The organism is Streptomyces sp. NPDC058239 (assembly GCF_042882185.1).
Taxonomy (GTDB): Bacteria; Actinomycetota; Actinomycetes; order Streptomycetales; family Streptomycetaceae; genus Streptomyces.
On sequence record NZ_JBHVWS010000035.1, the window covers coordinates 1 to 15,107 of the forward strand.

Here is a 15,107-nt window from a genome sequence, read left to right on the forward strand (position 1 = left end):
GCCACGGACCGTACGCGCGGAGCCGTGGCTCAGGCGGCGACGGGGACGCGCCCCTCGGCCGCCGCGGGCTCCGGGGCCGAGGCGTCGCGGCGGCCCGGGATGAGCAGGGCGACGAGCGCGGCCAGCGCCACCACACCGGCACCTATCCACACCGCCGGAACGGTCCCGTCCGTGAACGACTGCGCGGAGTCGTAGCCGCCCTGCGAGGAGAAGACAGTGGCGAGCACGGCGACCCCGAGAGCTCCGCCGACCTCGCGCAGGGCGTTGTTGGCACCGGAGGCGATGCCCTGTTCGGCGGGGCGGACGCTGGACATCACGAGGCTGGCGGCGGGTGCGAAGTACAGAGCCATGCCGACGCCGCCGACGATCAGGCCGGGCAGCTGCGAGGAGTACGAGGCATCGGGCCCGATGACCATCGCGAAGAGTGCAAGACCGACCGCCTGGAGAACGAGCCCGGCCACGACCACCGGGCGGCCGCCGAACCGGTCGGAGAGCGTGCCCGCGATGGGTGCGACCAGCATCGGCATCCCGGTCCAGGGCAGCATCCGCAGGCCGGCCTCGGCGGGCGAGTAGCCCAGCACGCCCTGGAAGTACTGGCTGAGCAGGAAGATCGACCCGAACATCCCGAAGAACATCAGCAGGCTGGCCATGTTGATCCCGAAGAACGCACGGCTGCGGAAGAGCCGCATGGGCAGCATCGGGTTCTTCGCGTGGAAGCCGTGGTGGATGAACCCGCCGATGAGCGCGGCGCCGGCGAGCAGGGCCGTGAGGACGGTGGGGCTGGTCCAGCCTTCGGAGTCGGCGTTGACCAGGCCGTAGACGATGCCGAAGAGTCCGGCGCTGCCCAGGAGCGTGCCGGGTATGTCGAGCCGTGAGTCCGGCGCGTGCGACTCCGTCAGGCGCAGCCGCGCCAGCGGCAGCAGGACCAGACCGATCGGGACGTTCAGCCAGAAGATCCACTGCCAGGACAGGTGCTCGGTGAGGCTGCCGCCGATCAGCGGTCCGCTGGCCACGGCCAGTCCGGTGACGGCGCTGAAGATGCCGAGCGCGGCACCGCGGCGTGCGGGCGGCACGGCGGCCGTGAGCAGTGTGAGCGTCAGCGGCATCATGATCGCCGCACCCACGCCCTGGACGGCCCGGAAGGCGATCAGTTCGTTGATCCCGGGCGAGAGTGCCGCCGCGGCGGAGGCGCCGGTGAAGACGGTGAGCCCGGCGAGGAAGAGCCGGCGCCGGCCGAACCGGTCGCCGAGGGCAGCCCCGAGCATCAGCAGGACGGCGAAGGTGAGGGTGTAGGCGTTCACCGTCCATTCGAGCTCCGGCAGTTCGCCGCCGAGGCTCTTGCGGATGGAGGGCAGGGCGGTGGTGACGACGAGGTTGTCGAGGGCCGCCATGAATCCGGCGACGCTGGTGATGACAAGGGCCCAGACCGCTCCTGAGCGGCCTGCTGTGTGCTGGTTCACTGCTCCCCCTGGGGGTTAGTTATCAATGACTAACTTCTCTGGGCAGAAAGCCGGGCGGAACCCGGGCCGCGCCGTTCAGGCGATCGGCCTGGCCGAGTCGTAGAACCCCGACCAGATCCGGTGCCCGGCCGGGAAACCCAGCGAGGCCAGGGTGTTGACGAGCATGCCGTACGCGAGGAACGTCGTCGTCTCACCGAGATCGGCACCGAGCGCGAGATGGACCTCGTCCCACATCTGCAGCCAGCCGGCGCGAACCGACTCGCCGAACCCGTGATCCCCCGAGGCTTCGGCCGCCGCGACGGCCGCGTACACCTGCATCTGCATGAGCAGCTTGTCCGGGTCACCGACGATCAGGCGCTGATACGCCGCGGCCATGGCATGCAGCGCCTCGTCACCCTCAAGGCCTTCGGCCGCGTCGGAGAAGACCTTCCGGGTGTCCACGAGGCAGCGCTCGGCGGCGGCGAGGAACATGGCCTGCTTATTGGGGAAGAGACGGAAGAGGTACGGCTGCGAGACCCCCACACGCCTGGCGATCGCCTCGGTGGAGGTGGCGTCGTAACCGCCGCGGGCGAACTCGGTGACCGCCGCACGGATGACGCTCTCGCGCCGCTCTTCTGCACTCATCCTTGCCATACAACTAAGTTAGTACTCAATCACTAACTTAGTCAACGACCTCTCGATCGTCGAACGTCGCATCGGGGCGGACGCATGCATGAGGGGCACCGCCCAAGGACAGTGCCCCTCACCCGCAGTCAACGGCCTCAGCCGAGCTGCACCACCGCACGGGACATGCCCAGCACCTTCTTGCCCTCGCTCATGGCCGTCAGGTCCACCCGCACCTGCCTGTCGTCCAGCAGGGCGGCCACCTTGGCGCTGACCTCGATCAAGGCGCCCTTGTCGTCGTTCGGCACGACAACCGGCTTGGTGAACCGCACCCCGTACTCGACGACCGCACCCGGGTCGCCGACCCAGTCCGTGACCACCCGGATCGCCTCGGCCATGGTGAACATGCCGTGCGCGATCACGTCCGGCAGTCCGACCTCGCGGGCGAACTTCTCGTTCCAGTGGATCGGGTTGAAGTCACCGGAAGCGCCCGCGTACTGCACCAGCGTCGCCCGGCTCACCGGGAAGGACTGCGCCGGCAGCTCCGTACCGACCTCGACCGACTCGTAAGCAACCTTCGCCGTCATCACGCCTCCTCGGCGGCGCGAGCCACCAGCTTCGTCCACGCGGTCACGACGTGCTCACCGGATTCGTCGTGGACCTCGCCACGGATGTCCAGGATGTCGTTGCCCGCCATGGACTTGATGCCCTCGATCGTCGAGGTGACCGTCAGCCGGTCCCCCGCCCGCACGGGGCGCACATAGGCGAACTTCTGGTCACCGTGCACCACGCGGCTGTAATCCAGGCCCAGCTGCGGGTCCTGAATCACCTGCCCCGCGGCCTTGAAGGTGATCGAGAAGACGAACGTCGGCGGCGCGATCACATCGCTGTGGCCGAGCGCCTTGGCGGCCTCGGGGTCGACGTACACCGGATTCGTGTCGCCCACCGCCTCGGCGAACTCGCGAATCTTCTCCCGGCCGACCTCGTACGGCGGAGTGGGCGGATAGATCCGCCCCACGAAGGACTGGTCGAGCGCCATGAGCTCGCTACCTCCTGATGAAAGATGAAAAGGCCGAAGGACAGCCCTCATACAACGACACGAGGCCGCCCCCAGTGGGGACGGCCTCGTGTACGAGCCTGTTTCAGCGCGTTTCGCGGTGCGCAGTGTGTGAGTTGCAGCGCGGGCAGTGCTTCTTCATCTCAAGACGGTCCGGGTTGTTACGCCGGTTCTTCTTGGTGATGTAGTTCCGCTCCTTGCACTCCACGCAGGCCAGCGTGATCTTCGGGCGGACGTCGGTGGCAGCCACGTGAGTGCTCCTTGGACGGACGATGGACGGATGAACGCAAAAAAGAGTAGCCGATCGAAGGACCGACCCCACAATCGGCTACCGTAAGTAGCGGTGACCGGACTTGAACCGGTGACACAGCGATTATGAGCCGCTTGCTCTACCGACTGAGCTACACCGCTTTGATGACGAGTCCCCCCGCCGAAGCGGGGTTTCCCGATCACCAGAGCCCCAATGCGGAATCGAACCGCAGACCTTCTCCTTACCATGGAGACGCTCTACCGACTGAGCTATTGGGGCGAGCGATGAAGACATTACACGGTTGGTCGCCGATCGCCCAAATCCGTTTCGAAGCCCCGACCTGCGCCCTTGATCGAGCCCCTGCCGATCCCCCGGCCGGCGGCCTTCCGGCCCGCTCACCAGCCGCTTGAACGGCGCCTCGGCCACCGCTTGAGCCACCGCGACCACAGCCGTACACCCGTGCCCCGGATACCCCTCAGGGCCACGCCGGTACGACTATTTCGCTCCTCCTCGAACCGGACCGAACACGCCCCTAGGCTCGACTCACTCTGCGTGATCTTGTACCCCTTCCCAGGAGCGCGATGCCCGACAGCCAGCCGCGGCGGCCGGACGACGACGCCGCCGACGCGGCCGATGCAACCAGCAGCCCCGACACCGCCGAGACCGGCACCCTGGTGCTCTGCGGCGCCCGTCTCACCGACGGCCGCATCGTGGACGTACGGCTCGGCGGCAGCCGCATCGAGGCTGTCGGGACCGCGGGCAGCCTGACCGCACCGGGTCCGCGGGTGGACCTGCGCGGCTATCTGCTGCTCCCCGCCCCCGCCGAGCCCCACGCCCACAGCGACACCGCGCTCACCGCCCACGGTGCGGGCCCCGACGGTCCCGGCCCCGTGTCGCAACGCCGGGAGGACATCCAGCGCCGCGCCACCGAGGCTTCCCTGCTGCAGCTCGGCCACGGCGCCACCGCGCTGCGCGCACACGTGCGGATCGGGGACGTCCAGGGCCTCACCTCCCTCGAAGCCGTACTGCAGGCGCGCCGCTCGCTGTGCGGACTCGCCGAGCTGACCCCCGTCGCCGTACCCCGACTGCTCACCGGCGTCGCGGGCGCCGACAACCTGGCCATGCTGCGTGACGCCGTGAAGATGGGGGCCGGCGCGGTCGGCGGCTGCCCCGACCTCGACCCGGATCCGGCGGGGTACACGGAAGCCGTCCTGGAGATCGCCGCCGAACAGGGCTGCCCCGTCGATCTGCACACGGACGGTGGCGATCCGGCCCGGCTCGGCCGACTGGCCGCCATGGCGGCCGGGCTGCGGCCCGGCGTCTCCATCGGCCCGTGCGCCGGCCTCTCGCGGCTTCCCTCTCAGGCCGCGGCCCGCGCCGCCGACCAGCTCGCCGCGGCCGAAGTGACGGTGATCTGCCTCCCCCAGGGCGGCTGCTGCGGGGTGGAAGGCCGGGGCACCGCCCCCGTACGGCTGCTGCGTGCGGCCGGAGTGCGGGTCGCGGCGGGCAGCGGAGCGCTGCGGGACGTCGCAAACCCTGTGGGCCGCGGGGATCCGCTGGAGGCCGCCTACCTGCTGGCCTCGCAGAGCGGGATGCGGGCCGACGAGGCGTACGAGGCGGTCTCCTCGGTCGCGAGGAAGGCGATGGGGCTGCCCGAGGTCAGGGTCGAGGCCGGCTTCCCGGCCGAGCTGCTCGCCGTACGCGGGGAGCAGCTCTCGGGCGTGCTGTCGCTCGCCTACAGCCGGGTCGTGGTGCATCGCGGCCGGGTCGTGACGCGGACGAGCGCGGTGCGCGAGTACTGCGACTCGGAGACCGTCGTCGCCCTCGGTCTGCCCCGCCAGACCCGGCCGGATTCCGGTCCCTGCGGCGGTCCCTGAGCGCGTGGGCCCGCCGCGGCGTACGGTCGTGAGCATGCGCATTGTCATCGCAGGTGGACATGGTCAGATCGCGCTGCGGCTGGAGCGACTGCTCGCCGCGCGCGGGGACGAGGCCGTAGGCGTCATCCGGAATCCGGAACAGAGCGAGGACCTCCGGGCGGCAGGCGCCGAGCCGGTAGTCCTGGACCTCGAATCGGCCACCGTGGACCAGACGGCGGAGGTGCTGCGCGGCGCCGACGCGGCGGTCTTCGCGGCCGGTGCGGGCCCGGACAGCGGCTCGGAACGCAAGGAGACGGTGGATCGCGGCGCGGCGGTGCTGTTCGCGGACGCGGCGGAACGGGCGGGCGTACGGCGATACGTAGTGGTCTCGTCGATGGGCGCCGACCCCGACCACCCGGGCGACGAGGTCTTCGACGCCTACCTGCGGGCGAAGGGCGCCGCCGACGCGTACGTGCGCTCCAGGACCGCACTCGACTGGACGATCCTGCGCCCCGGAATGCTGACGAACGACGCGGGCACCGGGATGGTCCTCCTCACCGCATCGACCGGCCGCGGACCGGTGCCGCGCGACGATGTGGCGGTGGCGCTGCTGGAACTGCTGGAGACCCCGGCGACGGCGGGGCTGACCCTGGAACTCATCTCGGGGAACATGCCGGTGTCGGTCGCCGTGAAGGACGTGGCGGGAAACTGAGCCGCTGGTTCGGCTTTCCGACGACTGCACGCCCGGTCCGGGGCAGCGGCGCGCCGCCCCGGTTCAGCCGCCCGGCGCCGGGCGGACCGTGATGCCGTGGCGCTCCAGCAGGGCGGCGGTGACGCCGTCACCCTCGCGCAGCGCGCCCGTGAACGTACCGTCATAGACCGTGCCGCGCCCGCAGGAAGGGCTGCGCGCCATCAGCAGCGCCTCGGCGCACCCGGCCCTGCGCGCGGCCTCCAGTGCCCGCCGGGCGCCGTCCGCGAACTCCTCCGTCACATCGTGCCCGGTGTCATCGACGACGCGGGCGCGACCGTCCAGCACGTCGTGGCCGTCGCCGCCGACGATCTCGGCGGGGCGGCGGGGGGTGGGCAGTCCGGCCGCGACCTCGGGACAGAAGACGACGGGGCGGCGGTCCCCGATGGCCTCGGCCACTGCGGCGGAGGCCTTGCCACGGCCGTCGAAGCGGCAGGGCACTCCGTGCAGACAAGCGCTGACCAGCACAGGTTCCACGTTCACGTGCCTCTTCACGACCCCTCGCAGCAGAAACAAAGAAGGCCCCTGTCCTGGGACAGGGGCCTTGCTATGTGGCGGCGCCAGGGTTCGAACCTGGGTAGGCTGAGCCGGCAGATTTACAGTCTGCTCCCTTTGGCCACTCGGGCACACCGCCGGGGATTGCTGCCGTGAGAACCGCTTTTCGGCGGCGCTCCGTGGCAACGACGTAAACGATACCCGATGCCCGGGGGTGCTACGCCACTGGATTGATCAGCGGCCCGATCGGGCGTGGGTGGCTAGGCTTTGATCGGCGACGCGGGGCCGACAGGCCCGCAGCCGCCCGTATGCACCCCGTTTCCCAGCACCCCCGATACAAGGAGCCACACGTCATGGCCGACTCCAGTTTCGACATCGTCTCGAAGGTCGAGCGGCAGGAGGTCGACAACGCCCTCAACCAGGCCGCCAAGGAGATCTCGCAGCGTTACGACTTCAAGGGCACGGGCGCCTCGATCTCCTGGTCCGGCGAGAAGATCCTGATGGAGGCGAACGGCGAGGAGCGGGTCAAGGCGATCCTCGACATCTTCCAGTCCAAGCTGATCAAGCGCGGCATCTCGCTGAAGTCTCTGGACGCGGGCGAGCCGCAACTGTCCGGCAAGGAGTACAAGATCTTCGCCACGATCGAGGAAGGCATCTCCCAGGAGAACGCCAAGAAGGTGGCGAAGATCATTCGCGACGAGGGCCCGAAGGGCGTCAAGGCGCAGGTCCAGGGCGATGAGCTGCGGGTCAGCTCGAAGAGCCGGGACGATCTGCAGGCCGTGCAGGCGCTGCTGAAGGGCCAGGACTTCGACTTCGCCGTGCAGTTCGTGAACTACCGGTAGGCCTCCGGCACGCCGTGCGCCTTCCGGGCGCGGGGTGGCGCGGAGCGGGATGCGCCGCTCCGCCCCGCACCCGGGATGCGATGTCCGAATACCGCCGGTCGCGACGGAGCGGAGGACGCAGACTTGTCCATGTCGAACGACGATTCTGTCGATTTCCGGCATGACGGGCAAGGAGAGGGACGAGTCATGACCATGTACGCAACGGTCGACAGCCCGCTGGGTGAGCTGCTGCTGGTCGGCGAGGAGGCCACCGGCACGGACGGCGAGGTCGCGCTCGCCTCGCTCTCGCTGCCCGGCCAGAAGGGCGCCGCAGTCGTCCAGGACGGGTGGGTCCACGCGCCGGAAGCCTTCGCGGGGATCGCCGCACAGCTGCGGGAGTACTTCGAGGGGCGACTGACCCGCTTCGACATCGCGTACGCGGACGGCCTGGGCACCGACTTCCAGCGCCGGGTCTGGGCTGCGCTGGACACTGTCCCGTACGGGGAGACCGTGTCGTACGGGCAGATCGCCGAACGGATCGGTACGCCCGGGGCGGGCGTGCGGGCCGTGGGTACGGCGATCGGGCGCAATCCCCTGCTGGTCGTACGGCCGTGCCATCGAGTGATCGGCGCGGACGGGGCCTTGCGGGGGTACGCGGGTGGCCTGGAGCGCAAGGAACAGCTTCTGGGGCTGGAAGGCGCCCTGGCGGTGCGCTGACATGGCCGGGCTCTTTCCGAGGCCGCGGGCCGTCGTCGCACCGGGGGCCGTGCATGTGCCCGATTGGCTGCCGCCGGAGCGCCAACGGGAGTTGGTGGCGGCCTGCCGGGAATGGGCGCGCGGGCCTGTGCCGTTGCGGCACACGGTGGTGCCGGGTGGCGGGGTGATGTCCGTGCAGACGGTCTGTCTGGGGTGGCACTGGCAGCCGTACCGGTATTCACGCACGGCCGACGATGTGAACGGTGCGCGGGTCGCCGCATTCCCCGACTGGCTGGCGGAGTTGGGACGGGAGGCACTGGCAGAGGCGTACGGGGACGAGAGCCCGGCCCGGACGTACGCGCCGGACGCCGCCCTCATCAACTTCTACGACGGCGCGGCGCGGATGGGCATGCATCAGGACAAGGAGGAGCGGTCCGGTGCTCCGGTGGTGTCACTCAGCATCGGCGACACCTGTGTCTTCCGCTTCGGGAACACGGAGAACCGCGGAAAGCCCTACACAGATGTGGAGTTGGCCTCCGGCGACCTGTTCGTCTTCGGCGGGCCCTCACGCTTCGCGTTCCACGGTGTACCGAAGGTCTCCCCGGGGACGGCCGATCCTGCGGCGGGGATGAGCCGTGGCCGGCTCAATCTGACCCTGCGCGAGACCGGGTTGGGCACCCCAGGTGCTGACGGGCGTCAGCGGCGTTCGCGGGAGTTCCCGAAGAGCAGCCGGTAGACGATCAGCAGGACCAGTGAACCACCGATGGCCGCGACCCAAGTGGCCGTGTCGTAGAAGTCGTTGGAGATCGGCCGGTCGAGGAAGCGCGACGACATCCAGCCGCCGAGGAAGGCACCGATGATCCCTATGAGGGTGGTGCCGACCAGGCCGCCCGGGTCGCGGCCGGGGAGCAGGACCTTGGCGATGGCGCCGGCAAGCAGTCCGAGAATGATCCAACCAATGATGCTCATGCGTGCGAACCTACCCGTCACTCGGTCTTGGAATCCAAGACGTTCCTGCCGGTCGGGCGGTTGCAGTGCGCGGTCCGCGAACCGGCCACACCCACCCGTTCATGGGTCATGCGCGGGCGCTGAAATCCGGCCAGGGCGCCATGTCGGCCCCATCGTCCTCGGACTCCTCGGAGTACCACGCGGTGCCGTCCAGCCAGTTGCGCAGCCACTGTGCGAGGTCGGGCTGGTCCACGTACCAGGCGTGCTCGGGCTCGTCGGCATTCGGCTCGAAGAGCAGCACCGTGGTGTGTTCGCTGCGGCAGTCCACGCAGGAGTACATCCCGCAGCCCAGGCTGCATATCGGCAGCACGCCCTCCGGCCACGGCCACTCGCCCTCCTCGGTCGCGCTCCGGCGGTGGGCGAGATACTGCGCGACCACGGACTCCTCCCCGTCCGGAGCCCGGTCGCCGATCAGCGGCATCAGACCGTACTCCGGCCCGAAGCCGCCGTTGGCGATCCGGGTGTACAGGGCGGTGAGCAGCGGCGGCAGGGCAAAGCCGAGGGCGGCTTCGGCACGCACGACGCCCTCGGCGGGCAGGGGCGCCGGGAGGGGGTACTTCTCCCGGCGCGGGGCGGTGCGTGCGGTCTTCTCCGCGGCTGCCAGCAACTGCTCGGTGTCGTTCATGGGTTCATGGTGGACGACGGCACTGACAGTCAGGCGAGCCCTCTTCCGTTCCGGGACCGATACTGGCTTTGAACAGCCCTGACAGGCGAAACTTGCGAAAGGCTAGTGATCATGAAGCTTGTACAGCTGATCCTGAACGTCTTGTGGGTGGTGTTCTGTGGGTTCTGGATGGCCCTTGGCTACCTGCTCGCTGCGATCATCTGCTTCGTCCTGATCGTGACGATCCCGTTCGGCATCGCCTCGCTGAGAATCGCCGGCTATGTGCTGTGGCCATTCGGACGGACCACCGTGGAGCGGCCCGACGCGGGTGCGCCCTCGTGCGTCGGTAACGTGATCTGGCTCGTCTTCGCCGGGTGGTGGCTCGCGCTGGGGCACCTGATCACGAGCATTCCGCTGTTCGTGTCGATCATCGGAATCCCCTTCGGCTGGGCAAACCTGAAGATGATCCCCATCTCGCTCATGCCGCTGGGCCGAGAGGTGGTCACGACCGACGAGGCGTTCGGAGCCCGCTAGGGGCTGTCGTCGTCCCCTGACAGGGGACGCGGTTCAATGGCGGCATGGGGGACAACGATGAGTACGCGAGAACCAGCAACCGACTGACGGGGTGCGGCTGCCTGGCCGGGCTGGCGATGGCCGTGCTCGCTGTGCTCGGCATCCCTCTGTGGATCTTCTTCGGTCTGCTCTTCTCCGACTTCCACTGAGGCCGTCCGCACGGATCGTCCTCACGGACGACGACCTGCCATCTGTTCCAGGCGTGCGATGCGCTCCGCCATCGGCGGGTGTGTCGAGAACATCTTGGAGATGCCCTGGCCGGGGCGGAAGGGATTCGCGATCATCATGTGGCTCGCGGTCTCGATCCTCGGCTCGGGGGGCAGAGGGAGCTGTTTCGTACCGGCTTCGAGCTTCCGCAGGGCGCTGGCGAGGGCCAGTGGGTCGCCGGTCAGCTGGGCGCCCGAGGCATCCGCCTCGTATTCGCGGGAGCGGCTTACGGCCAGTTGGATGACGGAGGCGGCCAGCGGGCCGAGGATCATGATCAGCAGCATGCCGAGGATGCCGGGGCCCTCGTCGTCGTCGGACCGGCCCACCGGGATCAGCCAGGCGAAGTTGACCAGGAACATGACGACGGAGGCGAGCGCTCCGGCGACGGACGAGATCAGGATGTCGCGGTTGTAGACATGGCTCAGCTCGTGGCCGAGGACTCCGCGCAGCTCTCGCTCGTCCAGAATCTGCAGGATGCCCTCGGTGCAACAGACCGCCGCGTTGCGCGGATTGCGGCCGGTGGCGAAGGCGTTGGGTGCCTGTGTCGGGGAGATGTAGAGCCGGGGCATGGGCTGGCGGGCTGCTGTTGAGAGCTCGCGGACCATGCGGTAGAGCTGTGGCGCCTCGAATTCGCTGACGGGGCGGGCGCGCATGGCCCTGAGCGCCAGCTTGTCGCTGTTCCAGTACGCGTAGGCGTTGGTGCCGACGGCTACGAGGAGCGCGACGATCAGGCCTGTACGTCCGAAGAAGCTTCCGATGACGATGATGAGTGCGGACAGGCCCCCGAGGAGTACGGCGGTTCTCAGCCCGTTGTGCCGGCGGTGCACGGTACGCCCTCCAAGTGGTGCGGCAGGGGAACCCTTTGCTTGGTGGTCTCCACTCCCCCAGTGGAGCCTCCCGTACTGGTCAACGCCAGGCGAGGAGAGCTAGTTCCCTTGTGCGCGCGGCCGCGGGAACAGGGCCTGTCCGGCATCGACTGCCGGACAGGCCCTGGGCCGTACGGGTGGAAGGGATCGGCGTGTGCCGGTCGGCGCCGGGCGGCTCAGCGCTGGGCGGGGAGGCCGGCGAGTGCGAGGGCCTCGGGGTCCGGCTTGATCTCGCTGGTGCAGTGGGCGCAGCGGGAGGCGATGGCCGGGATCTCGGTGTAGCAGCGGGGGCAGTCGCGCACGGCGGCCTTGATGTCGACCTTCTTCTCGTCCGCCTTGGAGAAGCGGCTCTGGACCTTCGTCATGGGGACGACGACGCAGAAGTAGAGCACCGCCGCGGTGATCAGGAAGGCGATGGCGGCGGCGAGGAACTTCCCGTACGGGAAGATGGCGCCCTCGATCGAGAACTCCGCCGCGCTGAAGTCTCCGACGGAACCGGTTGCGAGGCCGATCAGCGGGGTGATGAAGGCGGTGCTGAATCCGGTGACGACTGCGGTGAACGCGGCTCCGACGGCCAGCCCGATGGCCATGGAGATGACGTTTCCGCGCAGGATGAAGTCCTTGAACCCGTTCAGCACTGCTCTTGCTCCTCTGGGACATGCGTACGTTCGTGGGGATGTGCGGGCATGACCTTGCCCTGTACGGGCCGTCCCGGGCAAACCGATCTTGCGTACATCAGAAGAGATTGACGGCGGCGAACCTGAGGACCGTCTGCGGGGCACCGGAGAGCACGACACCGACGACGGCGGTGAGGGCGATCGCGGCGGTGAGGGAGGCCGGGGCGCGGTGCCTGGTGGGGGCGGGTGCGGCCTCGTCCGCCGGGGTCTCTTCCGGAGCGCGGAAGAGCGCCGCGGTCCACTGCAGGTAGTAGTAGAGCGCGATCACGACGTTGACGGCCATGACGACGGCGAGCCAGCCGAGTCCCGCGTCGACGGCCGCTGAGAAGACCGTGACCTTGGCGAAGAGGCCGACGATGCCGGGCGGCAGGCCGGCCAGGCAGAGCAGGAAGAAGGCCATCGCGAGGGCGGTCAGGGGGCGGGTGGCGTACAGACCGCGGTAGTCGGAGATCCGGTTTCCGGGGTTCGTACGCGCGACGAGGGCCGCGACCGCGAATGCGCCGAGGTTCACGACGGCGTACATGAGGGCGTACGCGACGGTGGAGCCGATGTGCTCGTCGCTGGAGTACGCGGCGGCGGCGATCGGCACCAGGAGGTAGCCGGCCTGGGCGACGGACGACCAGGCGAGCAGGCGTACGGCGCTGCGGACGCGGGTGGCGTTCTGGCGCAGGGCGGCGACGTTGCCGGTCGTCATGGTGAGCGCGGCGAGGACGGCGAGGGCCGGTCCCCAGACGTCGGCGTACGCCGGGAACGCGATCACGGTGACGAGGATGAGGCCGGAGAAGCCGACCGCCTTGCCGACGACCGAAAGGTAGGCGGCGACCGGCAGGGGTGCGCCGACGTAGGTGTCGGGAACCCAGAAGTGGAAGGGCGCGGCGGCCGTCTTGAAGGCGAAGCCGACCAGGGTGAGGACGACACCCGCCTCGGCGAGGGTGTCGAGCTGACCGGGTACGTCGTCGAGCCGGGCGGCGATCTCCGTGAGGTGCAGGGTGCCGGTGGTGGCGTACACGAAGCTGACGCCGAGCAGCATGACGGCGGTCGCGACGACGGAGGAGAGGAAGAACTTCAGCGCGGCCTCGGAGGAGCGCCGGTCGCCGAGCTTGATGCCGACAAGGGCGAAGGCGGGCAGCGAGGCGACTTCGAGGGCGACGACGAGGGTGGCGAGGTCGCGCGCGGCGGGCAGGAGTGCGGCGCCCGACGCGGAGGACAGCAGGAGGAACCAGAACTCGCCCGCGGGGAGTTTGCGTGTGTCGCCGAGGGAGAGCAGGGCGGTCAGCAGGGCACCGCCGAGTACGAGGGCCTGGATGACGAGGGCGAAGTGGTCGGCGGTGTAGCTGCAGGCCCCGGTGCCACCGGTGCCGGTGGTTGCCGCGGTGAGGCAGAAGGTGGAGCGGTCGCCATCGCGCAGCGGGACGAGGAGGGCGAGTGCGGCCACGAGTCCGGCGATCGTGACCCGGCCGAGGAGCGGCTTGCGTTCCTCGGGCAGGAAGAGGTCGGCGACCAGGACGATCAGGGCGACGGCCGCGACGACGACCGGGGGCGCGATCGCGAGCCAGTCGATGGACTGGACGAGGCTGGTGGTGCTCTCGGCCACTGTGGTGACGACGCCCGGGGTGACGACGGCTGTGGTCACGACTTGCCTCCTGCGAGGAGCTTCTGCACGGCCGGGTCGGTGAGGCCGAGGAGGACGGCGGGCCACAGACCGGCGAGGACGGTGAGGGCGACGAGCGGGGTCCAGGCGGCGAACTCGTACGTCTGGACATCGGCCAGCGGGTGCGGCTCTTCCCGCTTCTCACCCATGCAGACCCGGCGTACGACGATCAGCATGTACGCGGCGGTGAGCAGGGTGCCGAACGCGGCGATCGACATGAAGGTGAGGAAGGCGGGGCGGCTGAGGCCGTCGGCGGGGTCGAAGGAGCCGAACAGGGCGAGCATCTCGCCCCAGAACCCGGCGAGCCCGGGCAGGCCCAGGGAGGCGACGGCAGCGAAGGCGAGGAGGCCGCCGAGGCGGGGGGCCCGGCCGTAGAGCGCGGCCCCGGTGGCGCCGGAGAGGGTGTCGAGGTCGGCGGTGCCGTACCGGTCCTTGACCGCGCCGACCAGGAAGAACAGCAGGCCGGTGATGAGGCCGTGGGCGATGTTGGCGAAGAGCGCGCCGTTGACTCCGGTGGGGGTCATGCTCGCGATGCCGAGGAGTACGAAGCCCATGTGCCCGACGGAGGAGTACGCGATCAGACGTTTGAGGTCGCCCTTGGAGCCGGGGCGGGCCAGCGCCAGGCAGGCGAGCGATCCGTAGATGATTCCGACGACCGCGAAGGCGGCGAGGTAGGGCGCGAAGGTGTGCATTCCGTCGGGGGTGACGGGGAGCAGGATGCGGACGAATCCGTACGTACCCATCTTCAGCAGGACGCCCGCGAGCAGGACCGAGCCGACGGTCGGGGCGGCGGTGTGGGCGTCCGGGAGCCAGCTGTGCAGCGGCCACATCGGGGTCTTCACGGCGAGCCCGATGCCGATCGCCAGAACGGCGATGACCTGCACGGACGAGGTGAGCCCACGGCCGTTGTCAGTGGCGAGTGCCACCATGTCGAAGGTGCCGCTCTTCAGTCCGATGAGGAGCAGGCCCAGCAACATGATCACCGAGCCGAGCAGGGTGTAGAGGATGAACTTCCAGGCGGCGGCCTGCTTCTGCGCACCGCCCCAGCGGGCGATGAGGAAGTACATCGGGATGAGCACCATCTCGAACGCCAGGAAGAACAGCAGCAGATCGAGGACGGCGAAGGTCGCGAGAGTGCCGGACTCCAGGACGAGGATGAGCGCGACGAAGGCCTTCGGGGAGGGGCCCTCAGGCATTTTGAAGTAGCTGTAGAGCGCGCAGAGGAAGGTCAGCAGCGCGGTCAGTACGAGAAGGGGGAGCGAGATGCCGTCGATGCCGAGGTGGATGCGGACGTCGAGCGCCGGGATCCAGCTGATGTCGGTGGTGGCCTGCATCTTCGACGGGTGGTCGTGGTCGAAGCCGGCGGCGAGCACGATCGCGGCGATGAGGATCGCACCGGTGACGGTCACGCCGTGGCGGAGCACTGCCTGGTCGGGGCTGTTCCCCTTCAGCCCGGGCGGGGCCGGCAACAGAGCGGCCACGGCGCCGATGAGCGGGACGACGACGATGAACGCGAGAAGGAACTGCATCACGGA

General features: G+C 69.3%; 19 protein-coding genes and 3 tRNA genes. 7 read left to right on the forward strand and 15 right to left on the reverse strand.

Annotation, left to right across the window (positions count from 1 at the left end):
* Positions 1-29 precede the first annotated feature (29 nt).
* The 7 genes from ACFVYE_RS30145 to ACFVYE_RS30175 all read right to left on the reverse strand — a co-directional run bounded on the left by ACFVYE_RS30145 (position 30) and on the right by ACFVYE_RS30175 (position 3,649).
* Positions 30-1,460 carry an MFS transporter gene (locus tag ACFVYE_RS30145; RefSeq protein WP_383972112.1) on the reverse strand — a complete coding sequence of 477 codons (1,431 nt, stop codon included), beginning with the start codon at positions 1,458-1,460 and terminating at the stop codon, positions 30-32.
* Between the two features lie 75 nt (positions 1,461-1,535).
* Positions 1,536-2,084: a TetR/AcrR family transcriptional regulator gene (locus ACFVYE_RS30150; protein ID WP_383972109.1), complete on the reverse strand. Its 549-nt coding sequence runs from the start codon at positions 2,082-2,084 to the stop codon at positions 1,536-1,538.
* Between the two features lie 137 nt (positions 2,085-2,221).
* Entirely contained in the window at positions 2,222-2,650 is a 429-nt protein-coding gene (locus ACFVYE_RS30155; RefSeq protein ID WP_383847055.1) for a MaoC family dehydratase, read from the reverse strand.
* Complete coding sequence (locus ACFVYE_RS30160; protein ID WP_383972106.1) at positions 2,650-3,102, reverse strand: MaoC family dehydratase N-terminal domain-containing protein; 453 nt, start codon at positions 3,100-3,102, stop codon at positions 2,650-2,652. The genes ACFVYE_RS30155 and ACFVYE_RS30160 overlap by 1 nt, the downstream gene beginning before the upstream one ends.
* 103 nt (positions 3,103-3,205) lie before the next feature.
* Positions 3,206-3,370 carry a 50S ribosomal protein L33 gene (gene rpmG, locus ACFVYE_RS30165; RefSeq protein WP_003956487.1) on the reverse strand — a complete coding sequence of 55 codons (165 nt, stop codon included), beginning with the start codon at positions 3,368-3,370 and terminating at the stop codon, positions 3,206-3,208.
* Positions 3,371-3,458: 88 nt separating this feature from the next.
* Positions 3,459-3,531, reverse strand: a tRNA-Met gene (locus ACFVYE_RS30170).
* A 45-nt stretch (positions 3,532-3,576) separates the two neighbouring features.
* Positions 3,577-3,649, reverse strand: a tRNA-Thr gene (locus ACFVYE_RS30175).
* Between the two features lie 302 nt (positions 3,650-3,951).
* On the opposite strand from ACFVYE_RS30175, the gene ACFVYE_RS30180 reads away from it, so the two are divergent.
* Together ACFVYE_RS30180 and ACFVYE_RS30185 are read left to right on the forward strand one after the other, a co-directional pair.
* Positions 3,952-5,247, forward strand: a complete 1,296-nt coding sequence (locus ACFVYE_RS30180; protein WP_383972103.1) for an amidohydrolase family protein — start codon at positions 3,952-3,954, stop codon at positions 5,245-5,247.
* Between the two features lie 34 nt (positions 5,248-5,281).
* Positions 5,282-5,938, forward strand: coding sequence for an SDR family oxidoreductase (locus ACFVYE_RS30185; RefSeq protein ID WP_383972100.1), 657 nt, complete (start codon positions 5,282-5,284; stop codon positions 5,936-5,938).
* Positions 5,939-6,001: 63 nt separating this feature from the next.
* Here ACFVYE_RS30185 and ACFVYE_RS30190 read toward each other — a convergent pair whose 3' ends face one another.
* Positions 6,002-6,451 carry a DUF523 domain-containing protein gene (locus ACFVYE_RS30190; protein WP_389607766.1) on the reverse strand — a complete coding sequence of 150 codons (450 nt, stop codon included), beginning with the start codon at positions 6,449-6,451 and terminating at the stop codon, positions 6,002-6,004.
* Between the two features lie 75 nt (positions 6,452-6,526).
* Positions 6,527-6,608, reverse strand: a tRNA-Tyr gene (locus ACFVYE_RS30195).
* A gap of 214 nt (positions 6,609-6,822) precedes the next feature.
* Here ACFVYE_RS30195 and ACFVYE_RS30200 point away from each other — a divergent pair.
* The 3 genes from ACFVYE_RS30200 (at position 6,823) to ACFVYE_RS30210 (ending at position 8,722) form a co-directional block, all read left to right on the forward strand.
* A complete protein-coding gene (locus ACFVYE_RS30200; protein ID WP_030926258.1) occupies positions 6,823-7,311 on the forward strand; it encodes a YajQ family cyclic di-GMP-binding protein in 489 nt (162 codons plus the stop codon).
* 186 nt (positions 7,312-7,497) lie between these two features.
* Positions 7,498-8,007 (forward strand): methylated-DNA--[protein]-cysteine S-methyltransferase, encoded by a 510-nt coding sequence (locus ACFVYE_RS30205; protein ID WP_383972097.1) that lies wholly within the window; start codon positions 7,498-7,500, stop codon positions 8,005-8,007.
* A gap of 1 nt (position 8,008) precedes the next feature.
* Positions 8,009-8,722, forward strand: a complete 714-nt coding sequence (locus ACFVYE_RS30210; RefSeq protein ID WP_383972094.1) for an alpha-ketoglutarate-dependent dioxygenase AlkB family protein — start codon at positions 8,009-8,011, stop codon at positions 8,720-8,722.
* Here the strand turns inward: ACFVYE_RS30210 and ACFVYE_RS30215 are convergent.
* Positions 8,683-8,955: a GlsB/YeaQ/YmgE family stress response membrane protein gene (locus ACFVYE_RS30215; RefSeq protein WP_389607743.1), complete on the reverse strand. Its 273-nt coding sequence runs from the start codon at positions 8,953-8,955 to the stop codon at positions 8,683-8,685. The two genes, ACFVYE_RS30210 and ACFVYE_RS30215, sit on opposite strands and share 40 nt — an antisense overlap.
* A 106-nt stretch (positions 8,956-9,061) precedes the next feature.
* The gene (locus ACFVYE_RS30220; RefSeq protein WP_383972091.1) at positions 9,062-9,619 is read right to left on the reverse strand and encodes an SMI1/KNR4 family protein; all 558 of its coding nucleotides are present in this window, start codon (positions 9,617-9,619) and stop codon (positions 9,062-9,064) included.
* A 111-nt stretch (positions 9,620-9,730) separates the two neighbouring features.
* Here ACFVYE_RS30220 and ACFVYE_RS30225 point away from each other — a divergent pair, with 111 nt between their 5' ends.
* On the forward strand, positions 9,731-10,132 hold the full coding sequence (locus ACFVYE_RS30225; protein WP_266365332.1) for a YccF domain-containing protein: 402 nt from the start codon (positions 9,731-9,733) through the stop codon (positions 10,130-10,132).
* A gap of 44 nt (positions 10,133-10,176) precedes the next feature.
* Entirely contained in the window at positions 10,177-10,320 is a 144-nt protein-coding gene (locus ACFVYE_RS30230; RefSeq protein WP_389607744.1) for a hypothetical protein, read from the forward strand.
* A 21-nt stretch (positions 10,321-10,341) separates the two neighbouring features.
* On the opposite strand, the gene htpX is transcribed toward ACFVYE_RS30230, so the two are convergent.
* The 4 genes from htpX to ACFVYE_RS30250 all read right to left on the reverse strand — a co-directional run bounded on the left by htpX (position 10,342) and on the right by ACFVYE_RS30250 (position 15,101).
* Complete coding sequence (gene htpX / locus ACFVYE_RS30235; RefSeq protein ID WP_266358763.1) at positions 10,342-11,205, reverse strand: zinc metalloprotease HtpX; 864 nt, start codon at positions 11,203-11,205, stop codon at positions 10,342-10,344.
* Positions 11,206-11,420: 215 nt separating this feature from the next.
* Positions 11,421-11,882 carry a large conductance mechanosensitive channel protein MscL gene (mscL, locus tag ACFVYE_RS30240; protein WP_383972084.1) on the reverse strand — a complete coding sequence of 154 codons (462 nt, stop codon included), beginning with the start codon at positions 11,880-11,882 and terminating at the stop codon, positions 11,421-11,423.
* A 97-nt stretch (positions 11,883-11,979) separates the two neighbouring features.
* Positions 11,980-13,554 (reverse strand): NADH-quinone oxidoreductase subunit N, encoded by a 1,575-nt coding sequence (locus ACFVYE_RS30245; RefSeq protein ID WP_389607745.1) that lies wholly within the window; start codon positions 13,552-13,554, stop codon positions 11,980-11,982.
* Complete coding sequence (locus ACFVYE_RS30250) at positions 13,551-15,101, reverse strand: NuoM family protein (RefSeq protein ID WP_383972114.1); 1,551 nt, start codon at positions 15,099-15,101, stop codon at positions 13,551-13,553. Before ACFVYE_RS30250 ends, ACFVYE_RS30245 begins: the two co-directional genes overlap by 4 nt.
* Positions 15,102-15,107 lie beyond the last annotated feature (6 nt).

Bases quoted from the DNA above. Each gene is read 5' to 3' on its own strand.
- ACFVYE_RS30155 (WP_383847055.1), bottom strand. From the start codon at position 2,650: ATGACGGCGAAGGTTGCTTACGAGTCGGTCGAGGTCGGTACGGAGCTG.
- ACFVYE_RS30210 (WP_383972094.1), top strand. From the start codon at position 8,009: ATGGCCGGGCTCTTTCCGAGGCCGCGGGCCGTCGTCGCACCGGGGGCC.
- ACFVYE_RS30185 (WP_383972100.1), top strand. From the start codon at position 5,282: ATGCGCATTGTCATCGCAGGTGGACATGGTCAGATCGCGCTGCGGCTG.
- ACFVYE_RS30225 (WP_266365332.1), top strand. From the start codon at position 9,731: ATGAAGCTTGTACAGCTGATCCTGAACGTCTTGTGGGTGGTGTTCTGT.
- ACFVYE_RS30230 (WP_389607744.1), top strand. From the start codon at position 10,177: ATGGGGGACAACGATGAGTACGCGAGAACCAGCAACCGACTGACGGGG.
- ACFVYE_RS30220 (WP_383972091.1), bottom strand. From the start codon at position 9,619: ATGAACGACACCGAGCAGTTGCTGGCAGCCGCGGAGAAGACCGCACGC.
- ACFVYE_RS30160 (WP_383972106.1), bottom strand. From the start codon at position 3,102: ATGGCGCTCGACCAGTCCTTCGTGGGGCGGATCTATCCGCCCACTCCG.
- ACFVYE_RS30215 (WP_389607743.1), bottom strand. From the start codon at position 8,955: ATGAGCATCATTGGTTGGATCATTCTCGGACTGCTTGCCGGCGCCATC.
- ACFVYE_RS30250 (WP_383972114.1), bottom strand. From the start codon at position 15,101: ATGCAGTTCCTTCTCGCGTTCATCGTCGTCGTCCCGCTCATCGGCGCC.
- ACFVYE_RS30205 (WP_383972097.1), top strand. From the start codon at position 7,498: ATGACCATGTACGCAACGGTCGACAGCCCGCTGGGTGAGCTGCTGCTG.
- ACFVYE_RS30150 (WP_383972109.1), bottom strand. From the start codon at position 2,084: ATGAGTGCAGAAGAGCGGCGCGAGAGCGTCATCCGTGCGGCGGTCACC.
- ACFVYE_RS30200 (WP_030926258.1), top strand. From the start codon at position 6,823: ATGGCCGACTCCAGTTTCGACATCGTCTCGAAGGTCGAGCGGCAGGAG.
- ACFVYE_RS30180 (WP_383972103.1), top strand. From the start codon at position 3,952: ATGCCCGACAGCCAGCCGCGGCGGCCGGACGACGACGCCGCCGACGCG.